This window comes from Burkholderia stagnalis, from assembly GCF_902830275.1.
Taxonomy (GTDB): domain Bacteria; phylum Pseudomonadota; class Gammaproteobacteria; order Burkholderiales; family Burkholderiaceae; genus Burkholderia; species Burkholderia stagnalis.
The window spans coordinates 30094-53373 of the sequence record NZ_CADESW010000009.1 but is presented as its reverse complement, the minus strand read 5'-3'; the positions used below and the strand labels follow the sequence as shown (position 1 = coordinate 53373).

Annotated in this window: 19 protein-coding genes; 15 read left to right on the top strand and 4 right to left on the bottom strand. The window is 69.4% G+C overall.

The genetic code is table 11. The annotated features are described in order from the left end of the window. Positions 1–47 precede the first annotated feature (47 nt). On the bottom strand, positions 48–1931 hold the full coding sequence (gene iolD / locus HWY45_RS17335; protein WP_059885610.1) for a 3D-(3,5/4)-trihydroxycyclohexane-1,2-dione acylhydrolase (decyclizing): 1884 nt from the start codon (positions 1929–1931) through the stop codon (positions 48–50). Between the two features lie 49 nt (positions 1932–1980). Continuing rightward, on the bottom strand, positions 1981–3933 hold the full coding sequence (locus HWY45_RS17330) for a bifunctional 5-dehydro-2-deoxygluconokinase/5-dehydro-2-deoxyphosphogluconate aldolase (protein WP_059885680.1): 1953 nt from the start codon (positions 3931–3933) through the stop codon (positions 1981–1983). A gap of 307 nt (positions 3934–4240) precedes the next feature. Between HWY45_RS17330 and HWY45_RS17325 the strand changes: the two genes are divergently transcribed. The 8 genes from HWY45_RS17325 to HWY45_RS17290 all read left to right on the top strand — a co-directional run bounded on the left by HWY45_RS17325 (position 4241) and on the right by HWY45_RS17290 (position 13324). Further along, positions 4241–5167, top strand: coding sequence for a sugar ABC transporter substrate-binding protein (locus HWY45_RS17325; RefSeq protein ID WP_059567100.1), 927 nt, complete (start codon positions 4241–4243; stop codon positions 5165–5167). A gap of 65 nt (positions 5168–5232) precedes the next feature. Then, on the top strand, positions 5233–6798 hold the full coding sequence (locus HWY45_RS17320; RefSeq protein ID WP_059885612.1) for a sugar ABC transporter ATP-binding protein: 1566 nt from the start codon (positions 5233–5235) through the stop codon (positions 6796–6798). Positions 6799–6826: 28 nt separating this feature from the next. Then, the gene (locus HWY45_RS17315; RefSeq protein WP_059805538.1) at positions 6827–7852 is read left to right on the top strand and encodes an ABC transporter permease; all 1026 of its coding nucleotides are present in this window, start codon (positions 6827–6829) and stop codon (positions 7850–7852) included. A 67-nt stretch (positions 7853–7919) separates the two neighbouring features. After that, entirely contained in the window at positions 7920–8831 is a 912-nt protein-coding gene (locus HWY45_RS17310) for a sugar phosphate isomerase/epimerase family protein (protein WP_059885614.1), read from the top strand. Positions 8832–8892: 61 nt separating this feature from the next. Beyond that, on the top strand, positions 8893–9906 hold the full coding sequence (gene iolG / locus HWY45_RS17305; protein WP_059805628.1) for a bifunctional inositol 2-dehydrogenase/D-chiro-inositol 1-dehydrogenase: 1014 nt from the start codon (positions 8893–8895) through the stop codon (positions 9904–9906). A gap of 80 nt (positions 9907–9986) precedes the next feature. Beyond that, entirely contained in the window at positions 9987–10913 is a 927-nt protein-coding gene (locus HWY45_RS17300) for a TIM barrel protein (RefSeq protein ID WP_059885615.1), read from the top strand. 43 nt (positions 10914–10956) lie between these two features. Beyond that, on the top strand, positions 10957–12129 hold the full coding sequence (locus HWY45_RS17295; RefSeq protein ID WP_059885617.1) for a Gfo/Idh/MocA family protein: 1173 nt from the start codon (positions 10957–10959) through the stop codon (positions 12127–12129). Between the two features lie 304 nt (positions 12130–12433). Next, positions 12434–13324, top strand: a complete 891-nt coding sequence (locus tag HWY45_RS17290) for a MurR/RpiR family transcriptional regulator (RefSeq protein ID WP_059567112.1) — start codon at positions 12434–12436, stop codon at positions 13322–13324. A gap of 78 nt (positions 13325–13402) precedes the next feature. Here HWY45_RS17290 and HWY45_RS17285 read toward each other — a convergent pair whose 3' ends face one another. Further along, complete coding sequence (locus HWY45_RS17285; protein ID WP_059885619.1) at positions 13403–14923, bottom strand: CoA-acylating methylmalonate-semialdehyde dehydrogenase; 1521 nt, start codon at positions 14921–14923, stop codon at positions 13403–13405. A gap of 117 nt (positions 14924–15040) precedes the next feature. Between HWY45_RS17285 and HWY45_RS17280 the strand changes: the two genes are divergently transcribed. From HWY45_RS17280 to HWY45_RS17250, 7 genes are all read left to right on the top strand, one after another. Next, on the top strand, positions 15041–15976 hold the full coding sequence (locus HWY45_RS17280; protein WP_059885621.1) for a LysR family transcriptional regulator: 936 nt from the start codon (positions 15041–15043) through the stop codon (positions 15974–15976). A 106-nt stretch (positions 15977–16082) separates the two neighbouring features. Beyond that, a complete protein-coding gene (locus HWY45_RS17275; RefSeq protein ID WP_038713912.1) occupies positions 16083–16310 on the top strand; it encodes a sulfurtransferase TusA family protein in 228 nt (75 codons plus the stop codon). Between the two features lie 196 nt (positions 16311–16506). After that, complete coding sequence (locus HWY45_RS17270) at positions 16507–16908, top strand: hypothetical protein (RefSeq protein WP_059885623.1); 402 nt, start codon at positions 16507–16509, stop codon at positions 16906–16908. 276 nt (positions 16909–17184) lie between these two features. Continuing rightward, positions 17185–17889, top strand: a complete 705-nt coding sequence (locus tag HWY45_RS17265) for a response regulator transcription factor (RefSeq protein ID WP_059567120.1) — start codon at positions 17185–17187, stop codon at positions 17887–17889. Between the two features lie 2 nt (positions 17890–17891). Next, positions 17892–19250, top strand: a complete 1359-nt coding sequence (locus HWY45_RS17260) for a FecR domain-containing protein (RefSeq protein WP_059805568.1) — start codon at positions 17892–17894, stop codon at positions 19248–19250. Positions 19251–19260: 10 nt separating this feature from the next. Then, positions 19261–21663: a CHASE2 domain-containing protein gene (locus HWY45_RS17255; RefSeq protein WP_059885625.1), complete on the top strand. Its 2403-nt coding sequence runs from the start codon at positions 19261–19263 to the stop codon at positions 21661–21663. A gap of 36 nt (positions 21664–21699) precedes the next feature. Next, positions 21700–22311 (top strand): DUF4136 domain-containing protein, encoded by a 612-nt coding sequence (locus tag HWY45_RS17250; RefSeq protein ID WP_059805573.1) that lies wholly within the window; start codon positions 21700–21702, stop codon positions 22309–22311. A 48-nt stretch (positions 22312–22359) separates the two neighbouring features. Here HWY45_RS17250 and galU read toward each other — a convergent pair whose 3' ends face one another. Then, a complete protein-coding gene (gene galU / locus HWY45_RS17245) occupies positions 22360–23244 on the bottom strand; it encodes a UTP--glucose-1-phosphate uridylyltransferase GalU (RefSeq protein WP_059567128.1) in 885 nt (294 codons plus the stop codon). Positions 23245–23280 lie beyond the last annotated feature (36 nt).

Below are 23280 nucleotides of genomic sequence, written 5' to 3'. Positions count from 1 at the left end.
CCTTGGGTGTTCGGGTGAGGGCGCGCGAGGCGCACGGAGGCTGCGCGTCAGCGCCGCTGTCGGGTTTTCGCGTCGAGATACGCGCGATGCGCGCGTTCGACGTCGGGGCGGGCGGAGACCTGCGGCACGGCCACCTCCCACCATGCGCCGCCGTCGTCGGTCGTGCGGTGATGGGTCGTGTCGATCACGAGCACCTGGCTGATCGTGGCCGCGCGCGCGCGGCGCATCTCGCGGCGCAGTTCGGCGACGTCGCGCACGTGCACGGCGTCGGCGCCGAGCGCGCGCGCATGCATCGCGAAATCGATCGTCGAGCGCGCGCCGCCTTCCGGCACGCAGTCGTCGAGCATGTTGTTGAAGCTCGCGCCGCCGCACTTGAGCTGCAGCCGCTCGATGCAGCCGTAGCCGCGGTTGTCGAGGATCACGACGATGATCTTGCGGCCGAGCATCACAGACGTTGCGAGCTCGGCGTTGAGCATCATGTACGAGCCGTCGCCGACGATCACGATCACTTCGCGCTCCGGCCGCGCGAGCTTCGCGCCGAGGCCGCCCGCGACCTCGTAGCCCATGCACGAATACGCGTAGTCCATGTGGTAGTTGCCCGGCACGCCGCTGCGCCACAGCTTGTGCAGCTCGGCCGGCAGCGTGCCGGCCGCGCACACGACGAGATCGTCGCGCGCGCTGTCGCGGCCCGCGTCGGCGGCCGATTCGCGCACCGCGCCGATGACCTCGGCGTCGTACGGCAGCGTGTCCTGCGGCACGTTTGCGGTCAGCTCGGTCACGCGCGCGACCCACGCGGCGGCCTGGTCGCGGCAGCCGGCCGTCCACGCCGGGTCGGCCTGCCAGCCGGCCAGCGCGGCGGACACCTGGCCGAGCCCGGTGCGGGCGTCCGCGACGAGCTGCCGGCCGCGCTTCTTGCCCGCATCGAACGGCTGCACGTTCAGGCTCAGCAGCTGCGCATGGCCGAACAGCGCGTGCGAGCCGGTCGTGAAGTCCTGCAGCCGGGTGCCGACCGCCAGCACCACGTCGCATTGCGCGGCCGCGCGGTTCGCGGCGGGCGAGCCCGTCACGCCGATCGCGCCGAGGTTCAGCGGGTGGTCCCACGCGAGGCTGCCCTTGCCGGCCTGCGATTCGGCGACCGGCACGCCATGCGCGTCGGCAAACGCGCGCAGCGCATCCCACGCCTGGCTGTAGAGCACGCCGCCGCCGGCGACGATCAGCGGCTTGTTCGCGGATTTCAGCAGGTCGATCGCGTCGGCCAGCTCGACGGCGTCGGCCGGCTGGCGGCGCATCCGGATCAGCAGCGGCGCGAAGAAATCTTCCGGCCAGTCGTATGCGAAGGTCTGCACGTCCTGCGGCAGCGCGAGGCACACGGGCCCGCATTGCGCCGGGTCGGTCAGCACCTGGATCGCGCGCGGCAGCGCCACCAGCAGCTGCTCGGGCGACGTGATCCGGTCGAAGTAGCGGGTCACCGGGCGGAAGCAGTCGTTCGCGCTGACGTCGCCCTGCTCGAAGCTCTCGACCTGCTGCAGCACGGGGTCGGGCTGGCGCGACACGAACACGTCGCCCGGCAGCAGCAGCAGCGGCAGCCGCGCGACGTGCGCGAGCGCCGCCGAGGTCAGCATGTTGGTCGCGCCGGGGCCGATGCTCGAGGTCACGGCCATCATCCGCTGGCGGAAGTGCGTTTTCGCGAACGCGACCGCCGCGTTCGCCATCCCTTGCTCGTTGTGCGCGCGGTAGGTCGGCAGCCGGTCCCGCTCGGCGTGCAGCGCCTCGCCGAGCCCGGCCACGTTGCCGTGCCCGAAGATCGCGAATACCCCGCCGCAATACGGCAGGATCTCGGTGCGGCCGTCGGGCTGGATCACTTCGGCCCGCAGCGCGGCCAGGTAGCGCACCAGCGCCTGGCTGACGGTCAGTCTCACGGTTGTCGTCATCGTCTGTCGTTCGTTCTCGTTAATCGTGCCGGCGTGCCGGCGCGGGGGCTCAGGCCGCGGGCTGAGCGAGCGCGCGGCGCGCCAGCCACGCGTCGACCAGCTGCGCGAAATTGCCGGCCACCTCGTCGATGAACGCCTGGTCATCGCGCTCGCCGGCGAGCCATTTCAGCGACGCGTCCGCCCACAGCGTGCGGCCCACCATGAAGCCCTTCACGATCGGGTTGGTCGCGAAGCGGAAGCTGTCGACCAGGTATTGCAGCGGCTGGTTCAGCCCGAGGATCACCGCGCCGCGGCAATGCCGGTCGCGCTCGGCGACGAGCGCCGCGAGCCGTGTCCAGCCGTCGGCGCTCATCGGCGCGAGCTTCCACCATTCGGGCCGCACGCCGAGGTTGTAGAAGCGCGCGACCGTGCGCAGCACCGCGTCGTCCTCGGTGCCGGCCGGCGTGACCGCGCGCGGCGGAATGATCTCCAGCAGCAGCTCGTTGCCGCTCGCGCGGGTCGCTTCCCACAGTTCGAGCACGCGCTGCTCCTGCGCGACGCGCAGGTCGACCGGATCGTCCGGGTGATAGTGGACGAGGCACTTCACGACCTGTTCGGTCGGCCAGTGGGTGAGCGTGGAGCCGACCGAGCGCGTGTCGTCGAAGCGCAGCGGCCGCGAGCCCGGCAGCTCGACGGGCCGCCCGACCCACCAGCCGCGCCCGGTCGCGGACGCGAGCGCGTCGCTGCCGTACGCGCCGCCGTCGATCAGCACGCCGACATGGCCCTCGATGCCCCGATCGCGCTCGACCTGCTCGGCGGCGCGCACCAGCAGCCGCTTGAGCGTCTTGATCCGCGCTTCGTCGGCGCCGGCCTGCACCGACAGCTCGTAGAACTGGCTGCGGTGGTCGAACGCCATCACGCACAGGTCGTTCCAGTCGCGGCGCGCGACCGTCACGCGATGCAGGTGCGCGAGCTCGCGATCCGCGTCGACGACGGGGTTGCGGCTGCCGTCGAACCAGTGGTCCAGCTCGGCGGGCGTCGGCATCGCGGCCGAGCATGCGTGGCGCGACACGACGATCGCGCCGCACGCGTTCGCGATGCGGGTCGATTCGGCCCAGCCCCGGCCGCGCAGCAGCCCCGACAGCAGCCCGGACAGGAACGCGTCGCCGGCGCCGAGCACGTTCAGCACCTCGACGCGCTCGCCCGCATAGGTCGGCGCGTCGTCGATGCGCTCGGGGATGTCGCCCTCGATCACGCAGCAGCCGAGCGCGCCGCGCTTGACCACCAGCACCGCGCCGCTGGCCCGCCGCACCGCGCGCAGCGACGCGATCAGGTCGTGCGGCACGCCGCCGGCGATCAGGAATTCCTCCTCGGTGCCGACCAGCAGGTCGAACTCGCCGAGCACCTGCTGCAGCTGCCGCGACACCTGCTCGTCGGCGACGTAGCGGTTCTCGCCGGCGCCGCGCCCGGTCAGGCCCCACAGCACCGGGCGGTAGTCGATGTCGAGGATGCGCACGACGCCGTGGCGGCGCGCGTAGCCGAGCGCGGTGAGCGACGCCTCGCGCGTGCCGGGCGTCGACAGGTGGGTGCCGGTGATCGCCAGCGCGCGGCAGCCGGCGATGAAATCCTCGCGGATCTCGTCGGCGCGCACGGCCATGTCCGCGCAGTTCTCGCGCACGAACAGCAGCGGGAAGGTGTCGCGATCCTTCAGCCCGAGCAGCACCAGCGCGGTCAGGCGCTCGGGGTCGGTCTGCAGCTGGCTCGTGTCGCAGCCTTCGCGCTCGAGCGTCTCGCGCAGGAAGCGGCCCATCTGCTCGTCGCCGACGCGCGAGATCATCGCGGTCTTCAGCCCCAGGCGCGCGACGCCGAACGCCACGTTGCCCGACGAGCCGCCCAGGTACATCTGGAAGCTGCGCGCGTCCTCCAGACGGCTGCCGTACTGCTGCGCATAAAGGTCCACGGCCACCCGGCCGAGGCAGGCCAGGTCGACGGGGCGATCACTCGGAAAGTTCAACGGGCTCATATCAGTCGTCATGCTCGCGGCCGGCGTGGCGCCTTGCCGGCGGATTGAGGGCGGGGCGGGCGGATCGCCGTGCCGGACGCTTGCGCGCCGTGCGACGGCCATCCGCCTGCCGGGAATTCGAGGCTACGGACGAAGTCTAGTGTTTTTGGAAATCCAGTTCCCTAGGTGAAATCACGTAGAAATAAATTTCCAAAAAGTAGTCGGAGTGCTCTACAGTTTCGTCCTGAAGCTTCGGTCCGTATCGGAACCGGCCTCGCGGTGCACCGCGCACCGTTTTCCATCCCAGAGATGAGGAGACAGATTGATCATGAAAACCAAGCTGATGGCTGCCGCCGCCGCCGCGATCCTCGCCATGCCGCTCGCGCATGCCGAGAAGATCGGCGTGACCATGGCGTCGTTCGACGACACGTTCCTGACCATCCTGCGCAACGGCATCGTCGACGCGGCGAAGAAGGACGGCGTGGGCACCCAGGTCGAGGATGCCGGCAACGACGTCGGCAAGCAGCTCAGCCAGGTGCAGAACATGATCGCGCAGAAGGTCGACGCGATCATCGTGAACCCGGTGGACACCGACGCGACGCCGAAGATCACGAAGATGGTCACCGAAGCGAAGATCCCGCTCGTCTACGTGAACCGCAAGCCGGTCGATTTCGACAAGCTGCCGGCCGGCGTCGCGGTGGTCGCGTCCGACGAGAAGCTGTCGGGCACGCTGCAGGCCCGCCAGGTGTGCAAGCTGCTCGGCGGCAAGGGCGACATCCTGGTGCTGATGGGCGAGCTGTCCAACGAATCGGCGCGCGCGCGCACGAAGGACATCGAGGAGGTGCTCGCGACCAGGGAGTGCGCGGGCATGAAGATCGTCGACAAGCGCGAGGGCAAGTGGAGCCGCACGCAGGGCCAGGACATCACGATGAACTGGCTGAGCTCCGGCGTGAAGTTCGACGCGATCGTGTCCAACAACGACGAAATGGCGATCGGCGCGATCAACGCGCTGAAGGCGGCGCGCAAGTGGACGCCGAAGACGGTCGTCGCGGGCATCGATGCGACGCCCGACGGCCTCGCGTCGATGAAGAGCGGCGAGCTGAAGGTGTCGGTGTTCCAGAACGCGGCGGGGCAGGGCCAGCAGTCGGTCGCGGCGGCGCTCAAGCTCGCGAAGAAGCAGGGCGTGGAGCGCTACGTGAACGTGCCGTTCGAGCTCGTCACGCCCGACAACATGAGCAAGTACGCCAAGCACTGAGCGGCAGTCCGCCGAAGCCGCGCGGGCCGGCCGACCGGCCCGCGGGCGCACCCTGAGGAACGTCCATGTTCACAGCCAAGCGGGATCGGCCGTCGTCCAGCCCGGACGCGCCGCTCCCATCGTTCGCCACGCCTGCCCCGTCCGATCCCGGCTGCCTGCTGGAAGTCCGCGGCGTGGGCAAATCGTTTCCCGGCGTCGTCGCGCTCGACGGCGTGCAGTTTCGCGTGCGTCGCGGCACCGTTCATGCGCTGATGGGCGAGAACGGCGCGGGCAAGTCGACGCTGATGAAGATCATCGCCGGCGTCTATACGCCGGACAAGGGCGAGATCCGCCTGAAGGGCGAGCCGGTCGTGCTGAACGGCCCGCTCGACGCGCTCGATCGCGGCATCGCGATGATCCATCAGGAACTCAACCTGATGCCGTACATGACGGTCGCGGAGAACATCTGGATCCGCCGCGAACCGAAGAACCGCTTCGGCCTGATCGACCACGCGGCGCTGCGCCGGCAGACGGCCGCGCTGTTCGAGCGCCTGTCGATCGACGTCGATCCGGACGCCGAGGTGCGCACGCTGACGGTCGCGAGCCGCCAGATGGTCGAGATCGCAAAGGCCGTGTCGTTCGACTCCGACGTGCTGATCATGGACGAACCGACCTCCGCGCTGACCGACAAGGAAGTCGTCCACCTGTTCCGCATCATTCGGCAGCTGCGCGAGCAGGGCAAGGGCATCGTCTACATCACGCACAAGATGAACGAGCTGTTCGAGATCGCCGACGAGTTCTCGGTGTTCCGCGACGGCAAGTACATCGGCACGCATGCGTCGACCGAGGTCACGCGCGACGACATCATCCGCATGATGGTCGGGCGCGAGATCACGCAGATGTTCCCGAAGGAGGAGGTGCCGATCGGCGACGTCGTGCTGTCGGTGAAGGATCTCGCCGTCGACGGCGTGTTCCGCGACGTGAGCTTCGAGCTGCGCGCGGGCGAGATCCTCGGCGTCGCGGGCCTCGTCGGCTCGGGGCGCTCGAACGTCGCGGAGGCATTGTTCGGCGTCGTGCCGGCGACTTCCGGCGAGATCCGCATCGACGGCAAGCCGGTGCGGATCGCTTCGCCCGCGCAGGCGCTGCGGCACGGCATGGCGTTCCTGACCGAGGACCGCAAGGATACCGGCTGCTTCCTGAATCTCGACCTGCTCGCGAACATGGAAGCGGCGGTGCTGCACAACCGCTACGTGAAGTTCAACTTCGTGCAGCGCGCGCAGCTCAGGCGCGACTGCGAGGACATGAGCCGCATGCTGCGGGTGAAGGCGCCCGGGCTGCACGAGGAAATCCAGAACCTGTCGGGCGGCAACCAGCAGAAGGTGCTGATCGGCCGCTGGCTGCTGACCCGCCCGCGCATCCTGATCCTCGACGAGCCGACGCGCGGCATCGACGTCGGCGCGAAGGCCGAGATCCACCGCCTCGTGAGCGCGCTCGCCGGCAAGGGCGTCGCGGTGCTGATGATCTCGTCGGAGATGCCGGAGGTGCTCGGCATGAGCGACCGCGTGATGGTCATGCACGAAGGCCGCATGACCGGCATCGTCGAGCGCAAGGACGCCGACCAGGTGCGCATCATGGATCTCGCCTCGCGCTGAGCCGGAACACAGTATGGAGACAACGGAAATGGGCAATCTCAATTCGATCGCGGACGCGCAGTCCATGACGGCCAAGACGCGGCGCGCCAAGTGGCCGCCCGAACTCAGCATCTTCCTCGTGCTGGTGGGCATCAGCCTGTTCTTCGAGGTGGTCGGCTGGATCGTCGTCGGCCAGAGCTTCATCTTCAACGTGGAGCGGCTCGAGATCATCGTGCTGCAGATGGCGGTGATCGGCATCATCGCGGTGGGCGTGAACCTCGTGATCATCACGAGCGGCATCGACCTGTCGTCGGGATCGGTGGTGGCCGCCGCGGCGGTGGTGTCCGCCAGCCTCGCGCAGGTGTCCGACTTCCCGCGCGCGGTGTTTCCGCACCTGACCGACCTGCCGGTGATCTGGCCGGTGCTCGCCGGCGTGTGCGTGGGCCTGCTGGTCGGCCTGCTCAACGGCTCGCTGATCGCGTTCACCGGGATCCCGCCGTTCATCGCGACGCTCGGCACGATGGTGGCCGCACGCGGCTTCGCGAAATGGTTCACCAACGGCATGCCGGTGTCGATGCTGACCGACCCGTTCGCGGCGATCGGCGCGGGCGCCAACCCGGTGATCATCTTTCTCGTGATCGCGGCGATCTTCCACGTGGTGCTGCGCTACACGCGCTTCGGCAAGTACACGTACGCGATCGGCGCGAACCGCCAGGCGGCGATCGTGTCGGGCATCAACGTGCACCGCCACCTGATCTGCGTGTATGCGATCGCGGGCCTGCTGAGCGGCATCGCGGGCACCGTGACGGCGGCGCGCGCGATTTCCGGCCAGTCCGGCATGGGCGTGATGTACGAGCTCGACGCGATCGCGGCGGTCGTGATCGGCGGCACGTCGCTGTCGGGCGGCCTCGGGCGCGTCACGGGCACCGTGATCGGCGTGCTGATCCTCGGCGTGATGACCTCGGGCTTCACCTTCATCCGCATCGACGCGTACTACCAGGAGATGGTCAAGGGCGCGATCATCGTCGCGGCCGTGATCGCCGACCAGTATCGCAACAAGAAGGGGCGCCGCTGACGCGGATGCGCCGTCGGTCGAGTCACCTGCGTCGCCCGAGTCACGTGAGTCGCTTCAAGGAACCGCAATGAAGATCGCTCTGGATCCCTACATGATCCGCCACCTGCCGCTCGACCGGCTGCCGCATGCGGTGGCCGAGCTCGGCTACGACCAGATCGAGCTGTCGCCGCGCGGCGATTTCCTCGACTGGTGGGTGATGCCGCGCGCGACCCGCGAGCGCATGGCGGCGTTCCGGCAGGCGATGCGCGCGAGCGGCGTGGGCCTCGCGTCGCTGCAGCCGATGTACCGCTGGGCCAGCCCGTTCGACGACGAGCGGCAATGGGCGGTGCGGTGCTGGAAGAAGGCGATCGAGGTCGCCGTCGAAATGGACTGCCGGCTGATGGTGTCCGAGTTCGGGCGCGGCGCGTCGCCGGAGCGCTCGGTCGGCGAGCGGCCGGGCGCGAACCCGAAGGAGATGTGCGAAGCCGCGTGGTTCCGCTCGATGGACGAGCTGCTGCCGATCCTCGAACGCGAAGGCATCACGCTGTCGGTCGAGCCGCATCCGGAGGACTGGATCGAGCAGCTGCAGCCGGCCGTCGACATCGTCACGAACATCGGCTCGCCCGCGCTGAGGCTGTCGTACATCGCGCCGCATACGTTCTACTACGGCGACGACATGGCCGCGATGATCCGCGCGGCCGCGCCGGTGCTCGCGCACGTGCGCGTGGCCGATACGTTCGACCACAAGAAGAGCAGCCAGCTTCGCTACATCGTCAATCCGCCGGGCTCGACGCAGATCCGCGTGCACCAGCACCTCGACATCGGGCAGGGCGAGATCGACTGGGACGTGTTCTTCCGCACGCTCGGCGAGGCCGGCTTCGACGGCGTGATGTCGTCGTGCGTGTTCGCGTGGGAGGAGCGCGCGGAGGCGTCGTCGCGCTTCATGCGCGAACGGATGCAGCACTACGTGGACCGGTATTTCCGCGCCGCCGCGCATTGAGCGCGCCGGTGCATGCATAAGCGACCCGCACGGTGCCGGGTCGGACAACATGGAGAACGACATGACTTTGCAGATTGGCGTGATCGGCTGCGGCGCGATCGGTCAGGATCACATCCGCCGGCTCACCCGGACGCTGTCCGGCGCGAAGGTGGTCGCGGTGACCGACATCGAGCCCCGCCACGCGCACGATGCCGTCGCGGCCTACGGGCTGTCGGCCGAGGTGTATGCCAACGGGCACGACGTGATCGACGCGGCGGACGTGCAGGCGGTGCTGGTCACGTCGTGGGGGCCGACGCACGAGGAATTCGTGCTGAAGGCGATCGCGCGCGGCAAGCCGGTGTTCTGCGAGAAGCCGCTCGCGACCACCGCCGAGGGCTGCCTGCGGATCGTCGAGGCGGAGCAGGCGCACGGCCGCCGGCTCGTGCAGGTCGGCTTCATGCGCCCGTACGACGAAGGCTATCGCGCGCTGAAGCAGGTGATCGCGAGCGGCCGGATCGGCGCGCCGCTGATGCTGCATTGCGCGCACCGCAACCAGTCGGTGGGCGAGCGCTACACGACCGACATGGCGATCACCGATACGCTGATCCACGAGCTCGACGTGCTGCGCTGGCTGCTCGATGACGACTATGCGAGCGCCCAGGTCGTGTATCCGAGGAAGAGCCGCCACGCGTCGTCGCATCTCGCCGATCCGCAGATCGTGCTGCTCGAAACCGCGCGCGGCGTGCGCATCGACGTCGAGATCTTCGTCAACTGCCAGTACGGCTACGACATTCAGTGCGAGGTGGTGGGCGAGGACGGCATCGCGAAGCTGCCCGATCCGCCCGCGGTGTCGACGAAGCATGCGGCGAGCCATGCGACGGCCATCATGACCGACTGGAAGGAGCGCTTCATCGCGTCGTACGACGTCGAGCTGCAGGCGTTCATCGACGGCGTGCAGCAGGGCGCGCTGACCGGGCCGTCGGCGTGGGACGGCTATGCGGCGGCCGTGGCCGCGGACGCCTGCGTGCGCGCGCAGCAAAGCGGCGCGGTGGAGCCGATCGCGATGGCGGCGCGGCCGGCGTTCTACGCGGCGTGATCCCCGCGTGATCCCCGCGTAATTCCGCCGCGGTTTCGACCCGTCCGGCCGCAGGCCGGCTACCTTCTCGACGAACCGACATGACGATGAAAATTGGCTGCGCGCCCTGCTGCTGGGGCGTCGACGACGTGAAGAACCCGCATCTGCCGGCGTGGCGGCACGTACTTGCCGAAGCATCGGAAGCCGGCTATTCGGGCATCGAGCTCGGCCCGTACGGCTATATCCCGCTGGAGCCGGACGTTGTGCGCGCCGAGCTGGAGCGGCGGCATTTGAGCATCACCGCCGGCACGATCTTCGACGATCTCGTGTCGCCGGAGAACCTGCCGAACCTGCTGCGGCAGACGCGCGAAATCTGCGCGCTGATCCGGCAACTGCCGCCGCTGCCGACCCAGCCGGGGCAGCGCTACGCGGCGCCGTACCTGGTGGTGATGGACTGGGGGCATCCGGAGCGCGACTACGCGGCCGGCCATCCCGATCGCGCGCCGCGGCTCTCCGGCGAACGCTGGGCGGGCATGATCGAGCATATCCGGCAGATCGCGGACATCGCGCGCGACGCGTTCGGCGTGCGCGCGGTGATCCATCCGCACGCGGGCGGCTACATCGAATTCGCGGACGAGATCGACCGGATCGTCGCCGACATCCCGGCCGGCACGGCGGGCCTGTGCCTCGACACGGGCCATCTGCACTACTCGGGCATGGACCCGGAAACGTGGTTGCGCCGGCATGCTGAACGCCTCGACTACGTCCATTTCAAGGACATCGATACGGCCGTCTACGACCAGGTGATGGCGGAGCACATCGCGTTCTTCGCCGCCTGCGCGCGCGGCGTGATGTGCCCGATCGGCAAGGGCGTGCTCGACTACCCGGCGATCAAGCGCGCGCTGGACGAGATCGGCTATGCCGGCTACATCACGATCGAGCAGGAGCGCGACCCGCGCAACGCGGGCACGAGCCTGCGCGACGTGGCCGCGAGCCGCGCCTTCCTCGCGTCGGCGGGCTTTGCCTGAACCCGACCCGGAACACGCAACGCAATCAAGGAACCTAATCATCATGATCGACGGACAGATTCTGCTGGGCCATTCGATTCCGTGGGGCATGGTCGGCGGCGGCCTCGGCAGCCAGATCGGCTACAGCCACCGCTCGGCCGCGCTGCGCGACGGCAGCTTCCAGCTCGTCGCCGGCGCGTTCGACATCGATCCGCAGCGGGGCCGCCAGTTCGGCGTGAAGCTGGGCGTGGCCGCCGAGCGCTGCTATCCCGACTACCGGACGATGTTCGAGGTCGAGGCGAGCCGCCCGGACGGCATTCGCGCGGTGTCGATCGCCACGCCGAACAATACGCACTTCGAAATCTGCCGCGCGGCGCTGAACGCCGGGCTGCACGTGGTCTGCGAGAAGCCGCTGTGCTTCACGACCGCCGAGGCCGAGGAACTCGCGCGGCTGTCGGTCGAGAAGCGCAAGATCGTCGGCGTCGCGTACGGCTACTCGGGGCACCAGATGATCGAGCAGGCGCGCGAGATGATCGCGCGCGGCGATCTCGGCGAGATTCGCATCGTGCAGATGCAGTTCGCGCACGGGTTTCACAGCGAGGGCGTCGAGGCCGCGAGCCCGGCCGCCCGCTGGCGCGTGGATCCGGCATTCGCGGGGCCGAGCTACGTGCTCGGCGATATCGGCACGCATCCGCTGTACATCTCCGAAGTGATGGCGCCGGAACTGAAGATCCGGCGGCTGATGTGCTCGCGGCAGAGCTTCGTGAAGAGCCGCGCGCCGCTCGAGGACAACGCGTTCACGATCATGGAATACGACACCGGCGCGATCGGCTACGTGTGGTCGAGCGCGGTGAACGCCGGCTCGATGCACAGCCAGAAGGTGCGCGTGATCGGCTCGAAGGCGAGCGTCGAATGGTGGGACGAGCATCCGAACCAGCTGCGCTACGAAATCCAGGGGCAACCTGCGCAAATCCTCGATCGCGGGATGGGCTACCTGCATCCGCAGGCGCTGCACGACGACCGCATCGGCGCCGGGCATCCGGAAGGTTTGTTCGAGGCCTGGTCGAACCTGTACAGCCGGTTCGCGCTCGCGATGGACGCGACCGACCGGCGCGACGCGGCGGCGCTGAAGGACATCCGCTATCCGGACGTGCACGCCGGCGTCGAAGGCGTGCGCTGGGTCGAAAACTGCGTGCGCTCCGCCGACGAAGGCGGTGTCTGGGTCGACTATCGCTGACCCGCGCGGTTCGCGTGCCGAAGCGACGCTCCGGCACGCCGGCGCTTGTTCACGCGTATGGCGCCCGCGCCCGCATCGGTAGACGCCCTAATATTGTCGGCGCCGGCCGGGCGTTGGAAAATAATTTCCAGACCTGTCGTGCAGCGCAACGCAGGTGATGATCGAGCGCGTGGGCGCGACGCCGCGGCGACGTGGTCTTCGCAACGGTTACAATCCGCGCACCACGCATGTGTCCAGCCGAGCCCCGGGCCGGATCCTCCGCCGCAGCTGGCGGGCGCCGGGACTGTCAACTTCGCGCCATCCGATGAGTTCATCCGAGAAACCTCCCGCCACCGTCGAGCAGTTCCTGCAGCGTCTGACGCAGGAGTACGACGGGCTGAGCAATCGCCTGAAGGTGATCGCGCGCCATGTCGAGACGCAGCGGGACCAGCTTGGCCTCGAAGGCATCCAGTCGCTCGCCGAGCAATGCGGGGTGCAGCCGTCCGCGGTGGTGCGCTTCGCGAAGCATTTCGGCTTCTCCGGGTTCTCCGAAATGCAGCGGCTGTTCCGCGACGGGCTCGCGCAGCAGATCGCGCCGGGGCGCGCCTACAACCTGCGGCTGCGCGACGTGATCGAGTCGGGTTCGTCGAGCCTGCAGCCCGGGCAGATCGTCGACGAGTTCATCAAGGGCAGCATCGCCGGCATGCAGCAGCTGCACCAGACGCTGGATCCGACGGCGTTCGCGCAAGCCGTCGACATGCTGGCGCAAACCCAGGCGATCTGGATCGCCGGCTCCCGGCGCGCGTTTCCGATCGCCGTGTACCTCGATTACGCGCTGCAGCACACCGACAAGCGCATCGGGCTGTTCAGCGCGCTCGGCAGCATGCAGCTCGGGCAGATCCGCTCGGTGCGGGCCGGCGACGTGCTGATCGCGATTTCGTTCATGCCGTATGCGGAAGAGACGGTGCAGGTCGCGCAGGAGGCCGCGCAGCGCGGCGCGCGCCTGATCGCGATCACCGACAGCCGCATGAGCCCGCTCGCGCGCGACGCGGAGGCGACGCTGGTGGTGCAGGACAGCGCAACCTTCGGCTTTCGCGCGCTGACCGCGACGATGGGCCTCGCGCAAAGCCTGTTCGTCGCGCTGGCGTACCGGCTCGAGCTGTCGTATCTGCCGACCACGCCCGGCGGCTCGCGCGATACGAAAGCGACGACCTGAGCGGCCGCGCGGCCGATTCCCAAGACCGGCGCCCGGCGCCGGCGCGCGATACCGCTGCGCACCGGGCCGGGCAGTGCGTCATTTCGCGGTCGGCATCGCGAACTCGGCGCCCTTGCCGATGCTCGACGCCCAGCGCTGCATGATCGACTTCTGCCGCGTGTAGAAGCGCACGCCTTCCTCGCCGTACGCATGCATGTCGCCGAACAGGCTCTTCTTCCAGCCGCCGAAGCCATGCCAGGCCATCGGCACGGGAATCGGCACGTTGATCCCGACCATGCCGACCTGGATGCGGCGCGCGAATTCGCGCGCGATGCCGCCGTCGCTGGTGAAGCACGACACGCCGTTGCCGTACTCGTGCGCGTTGATCAGCGACACGGCCTCGCCGAAATCCTTCACGCGCACGCAGCCGAGCACCGGCCCGAAGATTTCTTCCTGGTAGATCCGCATGTCGGGCGTGACGTGGTCGAACAGCGTGCCGCCGGTGAAGAAGCCGGCCTCGCGGCCCGGCACGCGCAGGCCGCGGCCGTCGACCACCAGCTGCGCGCCTTCCGCGACGCCGAGTTCCACGTAGCCTTCGATCCGCTGCAATGCTTCGCGCGTGACGATCGGGCCCATCTCGGCCTCGGGCATCATGCCGTCGCCGATCACGAGCTTGCGCGCGCGCTCGGCCAGCGCCGGCACGATGCGCTCGGCCACGTCGCCGACCAGCACCGCGATGCTGATCGCCATGCAGCGTTCGCCCGCCGAGCCGTACGCCGCGCCGATCAGCGCGTCGACCGCCTGGTCGAGGTTCGCGTCGGGCATTACGACCAGGTGGTTCTTCGCGCCGCCGAGCGCCTGCACGCGCTTGCCGAACTGCACGCCGCGCTGCTGCACGTAGGCGGCGATCGGCGTCGAGCCGACGAAGCTGACCGCCTGCACGTCCGGGTGTTCGAGCAGCGCGTCGACGGCGCGCTTGTCGCCCTGCACGACGTTGAACACGCCGGCCGGCAGGCCGGCCTGCGCGAGCAGGTCGGCGATGAACAGCGACGCCGACGGGTCGCGTTCGCTCGGCTTGAGCACGAACGTGTTGCCCGCCGCGATCGCGACCGGGAACATCCAGCACGGCACCATGCACGGGAAATTGAACGGCGTGATGCCGGCGACCACGCCGAGCGGCTCGCGCATCGTCCAGTTGTCGATGCCGGTGCTGACCTGGTCGGTGAAGTCGCCCTTCAGCAGTTGCGGGATCCCGCATGCGAACTCGACGATGTCGATGCCGCGCGCGACTTCGCCCTGCGCATCGGAAAACACCTTGCCGTGCTCGGCCGTGATGATTGCCGCGAGCGTATCGCGGTGCTCGTTCATCAATTGCAGGAAGCGGTGCATCACGCGCGCGCGCCGGATCGGCGGCGTGGCCGCCCACGCGGGGAACGCAGCGTGGGCGGCCGCGACGGCCTGCTGCACCTCGTCCTCGTCGGCGAGCGCGACGCGGCGGGCCGCGCTGCCGAGCGCGGGGTTGAATACGTCCTGGAAGCGGCCGCTGCGGCCGGCCAGCGGTGCGCCGCCGACATAGTGGCCGACGTCGTCGGCCGAAGTGAACGCGGGTACCGGATTCATCCGTCTCCTCCTGGTCTGATCTGGTGGGGTGGGGGAAGCTGCAGTCTAGGCAATCGCACGGGGGCGGAGAAGGCCGTTCAGATTGATTCACTGTTCAGAATTCTGAATAATCGCTGCATGAATCAGCAAAATGTCCAGGCGCTCTGGCCGCACATCCACTCGCTGACGGTGCTCGCCGCGAGCGGCAGCTTCACGGCCGCCGCGCAGCGGCTGGGGATCAGCAAGGCCGCGATGAGCCAGCGCATCGCCGATCTCGAGAAGGCCGCGGGCGTGCCGCTCGTGCGCCGCACGACGCGCAGCGTGCGTCTCACCGAGGCCGGCCAGACCCTCGTCGACAGCACGCGCGAGGCCTACGAAACGATCGGGCTGAACTTCGCGCGCGTGAAGGAGATGGCGGGCGAGCCGCGCGGCCTGGTGCGCGTGACGGCGCCGGTCGCGCTGGGGCGGCAGCAGATCGTGCCGCGCATCCCGGATTTCATCCGGCAGTATCCGGCGGTGCGGATCGAGCTGGATCTGTCGGACCGGCTGTACTCGCTCACGCAGGAGGGCTTCGATCTCGCGATCCGCCATGCGACCACCGCGCCGCAGACGCACGTGGCCTGGAAGCTGTGCGACACGCGCTCGCTGCTCGTCGCGAGCCGCGCGTACCTCGACGCGCGCGGCACGCCCGCGCATCCGGCCGAGCTGGCCGAGCACGACTGCCTGTGCTACCTGCGCGGCAGCGAGCCGGCGGCCTGGAGCTTCGAGCCGCACGACCGGCGCCGCAGCCGCGTGAGCGTGCCGGTGCGCGGCAGCTTCGCGGCCAACAACAGCGAAGCGATGCGCGAAGCCGCGCTCGGCGGGCTCGGCATCGCGCTGCTGCCGGATTTCTCCGCGCAGCGGGACATCGATGCCGGCCATCTCGTCACGCTGCTCGACGGCTGGCGCCCGTCGGGCGCGTTCGGCGACCACATCTTCGCGATCCGGCCGTACAGCCCGGTCGTGCCGAATACGGTGCGCGTGCTGGTGAAGTACCTGCGCACGCAGCTCGCCGGCGGGTTTTCGCGCGGATGAGCCGCGGCCCCGGCGGGCGGCATGCGCGGCAGGCACGGCGGCGCTGCGGTAAAATCCTCGCTTCCCCAGCGCCGCATGCGGCGCGTCATTCGAAGGTCGAAAGCCGATGCAGATTCACAAGGAAGTGGACGCGCGCGGGCTCAATTGCCCGCTGCCGATCCTGCGGGCGAAAAAAGCGCTCGCAGACATGGAAAGCGGGCAGATCCTCAAGGTGCTCGCGACCGATCCCGGCTCGCAGCGCGATTTCGCCGCGTTCGCGAAACAGACGGGCAACGAGATCGTCGAATCGTCGACCCAGGACAAGACCTTCGTGTTCCTGATGCGCCGCCGTTGACGGGCGCTGCGCGCCACCTGCCGCCCGGCAAGGGCGGGGCCCCGCTCTGACAATTCTTAAACCTCGCTTCGCCGACGGCTGCGTATACTGACCCGGCCGGTCGTCCGCGCTCAATGGACGCGCCGGCCACGGTACGTCGATTCGAGGTAGGCACGGGGGCCATGCCTGACGCTACCGTCGTACACGGGGAAAGGACATGCCCTTCAGACCGGGGACCAATCGCAGTCCGTCGGAAGCGGAACACATCGCGACTGCGCGCACACCGGGGGCGAGCCGCGTCGAGCTCGACCCGCAGCGGGACCGTCACGCGCGCGCCGCGCTCGAAGCATATGCGGATTCGGTCGCGGCGGAGATGCCGTGGCTCGCCGAATGGCTGCGCGAAACCGTGCCGGACGGGGCGCCGGGCATCACGCATTGCGCGGCGACCGTCGAGCGCGTGTTCGACCTGGCCCACGCGTGGGCGGCGAGCCAGCCCGATTATGCGGGCGCCGCGTGGGAGCGGGTGCGCGGGCAACTGCTGCGGATGCTGCGGCAGCCGGAGCTGCGGCACCCGGCGATGGCCGACGCGCAGCGGATGGATGCCGCGCAGATCGATTAACCGTGCGGCACGTGTTTCGGGAAGGATTATTCGAAGAAAGGTCGACCGTCCGCGCAAATCCTTGGCGATTTTCATACTACTATGGTGGAATCGCCGGTTCGTCCGCGCCCCGTTTTTGAGATATATGCGGGGTCCATTCGTTCGTGCGCGCGGCGCGCCAATGGATGCATGGCTCGCCGGCCGGCGAGATGCAATGCCGGCGCGCCTGCCGCAGGCGGCGCCGCGGGGAGTGCGAGGAGCTGAACTGGACGAATGGATTTCGTTTTGCGGGGTGCTATGAGAATTGCTGTACTGGATGACGATCCGGCCCAAACCGACTTCGTCAGTCAAACGCTGACGGCCGCGGGCCATACCTGCTACGCCTTCAAGGAAGGCAAGGCGCTGAAGAAGCGCCTGCAGCGCGAAACCTTCGATCTGCTGGTGCTCGACTGGAACGTGCCCGACATGTCCGGCGAGGAGGTGCTGAAGTGGGTGCGTGCCAATCAGACCGAGCACAGCCTGCCGATCATCTTCATGACGAGCCGCGACGACGAAGCCGGGATCACGCAGATCCTCAACGCCGGCGCGGACGACTACGTCGTCAAGCCGGTGTCCGGCCCGATCCTGCGCGCGCGCATCGGCTCGCTGCTGCGCCGCGCGTATCCGGTCAACCCCGAGGCGGCGGTGCGCGAATTCGACCAGTTCCGCTTCGACGTGAACCTGAAGCAGGCGTACGTCGGCGACAAGCCGGTGAGCCTCACGCAGAAGGAATTCGAGCTCGCGCTGCTGCTGTTCCAGCACCTCGACCGGCCGCTGTCGCGCGCGCACATTCTCGACCTCGTGTGGAAACAGGCGACCGACATCCCGTCGCGCACGATGGATACGCACATCTCGATGCTGCGCACGAAGCTCGGCCTGCGCCCGGAGAACGGCTACCGGCTCGCGCCGATCTATGGCTATGGCTACCGGCTCGAACGGGTCGGCCAAGGGGAACCGGAGTGAGCATGGAGATCGGCCGACGCACGTTCCGTACGCTACGCACGGCGGGTTGCGGCGCGTGCCTGCTGGCCGCCGTCGTCGCGGCCCAGCCGGCGCACGCGAAACCGCCGGCCCGCGCGGCCGGCAAGACGGTCGTCTATACGACCCGCGCCGGCGACACGCTGTACGACGTCGCCGAACGCTACCTGCAGGGCCCGGACGACTGGCAAGTGCTTGCACAGATGAACGGCGTGCCCGCGCCGAAGCGCCTGCAGCCCGGCATCGCGCTGAAGCTGCCGGTCGCGCGGCTGCGCAAGGAGCGGCTGTCCGCCCGCGTGGTCGCGGTGCAGGGGCCGGCCGAGCGCGGGTCCGGCGACGCTTATGCGCCGCTCGCGGTCGATGCGACGCTGACCGAAGGCGACCGCGTGCGTACCGGTGCGAACGGCTTCGTGACGCTCGAGCTCGCCGACGGCACGCACATGAGCCTGCCGCCCGACAGCCAGCTCGACCTGAAGACGCTGCGCCGCACCGTGCTGACCGGCACCCTCGACCGCGAGTTCGAGCTGACGCGCGGCACGGTCGACAGTGAAGTCACGCACCTGAAGAAGCGCGACGATCGCTTCCAGATCCGCTCGCCGTCGGTCGTGGCGGGCGTGCGCGGCACGCGCTTCCGGGTCAATTACGATGCCGCCGGCAAGGCGACGACGCGCGTCGAGGTGCTCGACGGCGCCGTGGGCGTCGCGCGCGGCCAGCGTCCGGCGGACGCGACGCTCGTGCCCGCGAACTATGGCAGCGTCGCGACCTCGTCGGGCGCGGTCGGCGCGCCGGTCCAGCTGCTGCCCGCGCCCGCGCTCGCGGCGCCGGCCAAGGTGCAGGACGAGGCCGACGTCGCGTTCGACGTCGTGCCGCTCGCGCTGGCGCGCGGCTATCACGTGCAGCTGGCGCATGACGCCGGGCTGCTCGACCTGTTCAGCGAGACCCGCACCGACGCGCCGCGCGCGGTGTTCCGCGGCGTGCCGAACGGCAAGTACTTCGTGCGGATCGCCGCGCTCGACGAGAACGGCCTGGAAGGGCGGCCGCGCACCTATGCGTTCGAGCGGCGCCTGATGGGCCTCGACGCGACGGCAGCGCCCGGCCCCGACGGCTACGAGTTCCGCTGGTCGCCGAACGGCGCGGGGGCGAACGCGCGCTACCGCTTCGTGCTGTCGCGCTCGAAGGACCTGAGCGCGCCGGTGGTCGACCAGGTTGGCCTGACGGCGCGGCAGATCGTCGTCGCGAACCTGCCGCCGGGCGAGTATTTCTGGGCGGTGACCGTCGAGGAATTCGACGGCGGCCGCTTCTACGAGAAGACGAGTCCGGTCGGCGCATTCACGTTGTCGCGCTGACCCGCGACGCATGAAACCCGAATCCGTGTCCCCGCGGCGGCGCCTCGGCCGCCGCTTCCTCGTCGAATGGATCGCGATCGGCTGTCTCGGCATCGCGGTGATCGTCGCGTGCGTGCTCGGCCGCGCGTCGACGAGCGTCGACGGTTTGGTCTACGACCGGCTGCTGATGCTGCGCAGCCTGCCGCTGTCGCCCGATATCGTCGTCGTCGACATCGACAACCAGAGCGTGGCGACGCTCGGCCGCTGGCCGTGGCCGCGCAGCGTGCACGCGCGGCTGCTCGACGCGCTGTCGCGCGCGCAGCCGGCTGCCGTGGTCTACGACGTGCTGTTCACCGAGCCGTCGCCGGATGACCGGCAATTCGCGGCCGGGCTCGGCCGGGTGCCGACCTTCATGCCGATCCTGCTGAGCCCCGAGGGGCCGGACGGCACGCGCACCGTCGATCCGCCGGTGCCCGAGCTCGCGGCGCGCGCCGCGGGCCTCGGCCACATCAATCTCGAAGTCGATCCCGACGGCATCGTGCGCAGCGTCGCGCTGTACGAAAGCGACGGCCGCACGCGCTGGCCGCAGCTGATGGTGCCGGTGTTCGACGCGATTCGCGCCGGCAAGCTGCATCCGGCCGGCGGCGCGCCGGGCGCCGGCGCGCCGGGCGCCGGCGCGCACGACCTGTCGCGCGATGCGCGCGGCGAGGGCCGCTATCTGATCCCGTTCAACCGCAACACGCCCGCGTACCCGACGCTGTCGTTCGACGACGTGCTCGCCGGCCGTGTGCCGTCCGGCGCGCTGCGCGGCAAGATCGTCGTCGTCGGCGTGACCGCGTCCGGGCTGTACGACCGCTTCGCGACGCCCGTGTCGGGCGACTTCGGCCCGCTCGCGGGCGTCTACATCCACGCCGGCGTGCTCGACATGCTGACCACCGGCCGGGCCATCTCGCCGGTGTCGCGCGCCGGGCTGCTCGCCGCGTCGCTGCTGCCGCTCGCGGTGCTGCTGGCCGGCTTCCTGATGCTGTCGCCGCGGCGCGCGCTGCTGCTGACGCTGGGCCTCGCCGCGCTGTCGGTGTGCGCGAGCGCGGCGCTGCTGTACGAAGCGCGGCTGTGGCTGTCGCCCGCGCCGGCGATCTTCGGGCTGATCGCCGTGTATCCGATCTGGAACTGGCGGCGGCTCGAGATGACGATGGCGCACCTGCGCCGCGAGCTGGAGCGGCTCGCCGACGAGCCGCACCTGCTGCCGGAAGCGCCGCACACGCGCAGCGTCGGCGGCGACGTGCTCGAACGGCAGATGGCGCTGATGGCGCAGGCCGCGCAGCGCGTGCAGGACATGAAGCGGTTCGTGTGGGACAGCCTCGACAGCATGCCCGAGCCGATCTTCGTCACCGACCTGGCCGGCACCGTGCTGATCGCGAATCACGCGGCGAAGCGCTACTCGGCGCGGCTCGCGCTGCCGCTGCCGGAAGGCGCGCCGCTGCGCGCCGCGCTCGGCGAGCTGACCTTCGTGAAGACGGTCGACGGCAATGCCGAACACGACGCCGCGATGCGCCAGCACTGGCCGGACGCGCTCGACCCGACGCTCGCGGCCGAGCACGATGCGATGGAGCGGGGCATCGAGGTGCGCGATCGCGACGGCCTCGACCATCTGCTACGCTACGCGCCGTGCACGAACGCGCAGGGCCGCGTGACCGGCTGGATCGCCGGCCTCGTCGACGTGACCGAGCTGCATGCGGCCGAGCGCCATCGCGAGGAGGCGCTGCACCTGCTGTCGCACGACATGCGCTCGCCGCAGTCGTCGATCCTCGCGCTCGTCGAGATCGAGCGGCAGCGCGTCGACTCCGACGACGTGCGCGGGCTGCTCGCGCGGATCGAGCGTTATGCGCATCGCGCGCTGTCGCTCGCCGACGAGTTCGTGCAGCTTGCGCGCGCGGAATCGCAGGCGTACCAGCTCGAGGCGACGAGTTTCGTCGACGTGCTGATCGATGCGAGCGACGAGGTGTGGCCGCAGGCGCAGGCCAAGCGCATCCGCATCGACACCGACGTCGGCAGCGAGATGGGCTGGGTGCGCGCGGATCGCTCGTTGATCACGCGCGCGTTCGTGAACCTGCTGAACAACGCGGTCAAGTACAGTCCGACCGACACCGTGATCACGTGTACGCTGTCGATCGAGCCCGCGGCGAAGCGGATGACCTGTACGATTCGCGATCAGGGCTACGGGATATCGCCGGAAGACCAGCGGCATCTGTTCGAACGATTCAAGCGGTTTCATGCCGGCGAGCGGCCCGAGATCTCGGGCTCCGGGCTCGGCATGGCATTCGTGAAGACGGTCGTCACGCGCCACGGCGGCAGCGTGTCGGTCGACAGCGAAGTGGGTGTCGGCACCGCGGTGACGGTTGCGCTGCCCACGATCGACGAGCCGTCCGCCTGACAGGGCCGGGCACGACGGCAAGCATTGGGGGAAGTCATGAAACATGAATGGGCGGCCGTCGCGCTGGCGGCGGGGCTGTTGGCGGGGTGCGCCGGCGTGACGAGCGGCGTGAGCGCGGTCGGGCGGCCGGACGCGTTCGCGTCGGGCGGGCATGGCTACGGGTTCGTGCGCAGCGCCGCGCAGGCGGACGACGCCGAATACAAGCAGATCGAATCGCTCGTGCACGACGAGCTTGCGCGCGGCGGGTTCGACGCGCAGGCGCCCGAGCGCGCGCGCTACCGGCTGTCGATCGCGTATGCGACGCAGCCCGCCGCGGTCGCGGCGTCGGCCGAGCAGTGCGGCGGCGCGAGCAGCGCGTGCGTCATGGTCGACGGGCCGGCGCCGCTCGGGCTGCCGTTCGCCGGCACGGTCTATCGTCACGTGCTGACGCTGCGGTTCGTCGACGCGAAATCGGGCGCCGACGTGTATCGCGTGTCGGCGGCGCTGCGCGATCGCGAGCCCGGAACCGGGCATGCGGCGCCCGCGCTCGTGAAGAGCGCGCTGGCGAAACTGCCGTTCGAGGCCGGCGAAGGCTGGCTCGTGAAGACGAAAAAAGACGACGCGGGCGGGATGCCGGGCGTCGTCTCGGTGAAACCGGCCGCGCGCTGAGCGCGCCGGCCATCCGGCGGGCCCGCGGTGCCGCGGGCCCTGGCCGCGTTATGCGGCCGGCGGCGTGATGCCGCGCGTGCGCAGGTATTCTTCGAACTCGGTGCCGACTTCCGGGTGGCGCAGCGCGAACTCGACGGTCGCCTTCAGGTAGCCGAGCTTGCTGCCGCAGTCGTAGCGCGTGCCCTGGTACTTGTAGGCCAGCACCTGCTCGTCGGCGAGCAGCGCCTCGATCGCGTCGGTCAGCTGCAGCTCGCCGCCCGCGCCCGGCTTCAGCGCGCGCAGGTGCTCGAAGATCCGCGGCTTCAGGATGTAGCGGCCCACCACGCCGAGGTTCGACGGCGCGACTTCCGGCGCCGGCTTCTCGACGATCGCCGACATCTTGATGATCGACTCTTCCCATTCCTTGCCGTCGACGATGCCGTACGACTTCGTCTCCGACGGCGGGATCTCTTCGACGCCGATCACCGAGCTGTGATAGTGGTCGAACACGTCGACCATCTGCTTCATCACGGGCGGGTTGCCGTCGAGCAGGTCGTCGGCGAGGATCACCGCGAACGGGTTGTCCGCGACGAGCTTCTCCGCGCACAGCACCGCGTGGCCGAGGCCGAGCGCTTCCGGCTGGCGCACGTAGAAGCAGTCGACGTGGCTCGGCTTGATGCTGCGCACCAGCTCCAGCAGCTTTTCCTTGCCGCGCGCCTCGAGTTCCGCCTCGATTTCGTAGGACTTGTCGAAGTGGTCCTCGATCGCACGCTTGCTGCGCCCGGTGACGAAGATCATTTCCGTGATGCCGGCGGCGATCGCTTCCTCGACCGCGTACTGGATCAGCGGCTTGTCGACGACCGGCAGCATCTCTTTCGGGCTGGCCTTGGTCGCGGGCAGGAAGCGCGTTCCGAGGCCTGCGACCGGGAATACTGCCTTGGTGACTTTCAACATGATCGAACCTTTGTTCCTGTAATCGACACTGCGGTT

Coding starts and splice junctions, on each gene's coding strand:
- iolD (WP_059885610.1), bottom strand. CDS start 1,931: ATGACGACAACCGTGAGACTGACCGTCAGCCAGGCGCTGGTGCGCTAC.
- HWY45_RS17330 (WP_059885680.1), bottom strand. CDS start 3,933: ATGAGCCCGTTGAACTTTCCGAGTGATCGCCCCGTCGACCTGGCCTGC.
- HWY45_RS17325 (WP_059567100.1), top strand. CDS start 4,241: ATGAAAACCAAGCTGATGGCTGCCGCCGCCGCCGCGATCCTCGCCATG.
- HWY45_RS17320 (WP_059885612.1), top strand. CDS start 5,233: ATGTTCACAGCCAAGCGGGATCGGCCGTCGTCCAGCCCGGACGCGCCG.
- HWY45_RS17315 (WP_059805538.1), top strand. CDS start 6,827: ATGGGCAATCTCAATTCGATCGCGGACGCGCAGTCCATGACGGCCAAG.
- HWY45_RS17310 (WP_059885614.1), top strand. CDS start 7,920: ATGAAGATCGCTCTGGATCCCTACATGATCCGCCACCTGCCGCTCGAC.
- iolG (WP_059805628.1), top strand. CDS start 8,893: ATGACTTTGCAGATTGGCGTGATCGGCTGCGGCGCGATCGGTCAGGAT.
- HWY45_RS17300 (WP_059885615.1), top strand. CDS start 9,987: ATGACGATGAAAATTGGCTGCGCGCCCTGCTGCTGGGGCGTCGACGAC.
- HWY45_RS17295 (WP_059885617.1), top strand. CDS start 10,957: ATGATCGACGGACAGATTCTGCTGGGCCATTCGATTCCGTGGGGCATG.
- HWY45_RS17290 (WP_059567112.1), top strand. CDS start 12,434: ATGAGTTCATCCGAGAAACCTCCCGCCACCGTCGAGCAGTTCCTGCAG.
- HWY45_RS17285 (WP_059885619.1), bottom strand. CDS start 14,923: ATGAATCCGGTACCCGCGTTCACTTCGGCCGACGACGTCGGCCACTAT.
- HWY45_RS17280 (WP_059885621.1), top strand. CDS start 15,041: ATGAATCAGCAAAATGTCCAGGCGCTCTGGCCGCACATCCACTCGCTG.
- HWY45_RS17275 (WP_038713912.1), top strand. CDS start 16,083: ATGCAGATTCACAAGGAAGTGGACGCGCGCGGGCTCAATTGCCCGCTG.
- HWY45_RS17270 (WP_059885623.1), top strand. CDS start 16,507: ATGCCCTTCAGACCGGGGACCAATCGCAGTCCGTCGGAAGCGGAACAC.
- HWY45_RS17265 (WP_059567120.1), top strand. CDS start 17,185: ATGAGAATTGCTGTACTGGATGACGATCCGGCCCAAACCGACTTCGTC.
- HWY45_RS17260 (WP_059805568.1), top strand. CDS start 17,892: ATGGAGATCGGCCGACGCACGTTCCGTACGCTACGCACGGCGGGTTGC.
- HWY45_RS17255 (WP_059885625.1), top strand. CDS start 19,261: ATGAAACCCGAATCCGTGTCCCCGCGGCGGCGCCTCGGCCGCCGCTTC.
- HWY45_RS17250 (WP_059805573.1), top strand. CDS start 21,700: ATGAAACATGAATGGGCGGCCGTCGCGCTGGCGGCGGGGCTGTTGGCG.
- galU (WP_059567128.1), bottom strand. CDS start 23,244: ATGTTGAAAGTCACCAAGGCAGTATTCCCGGTCGCAGGCCTCGGAACG.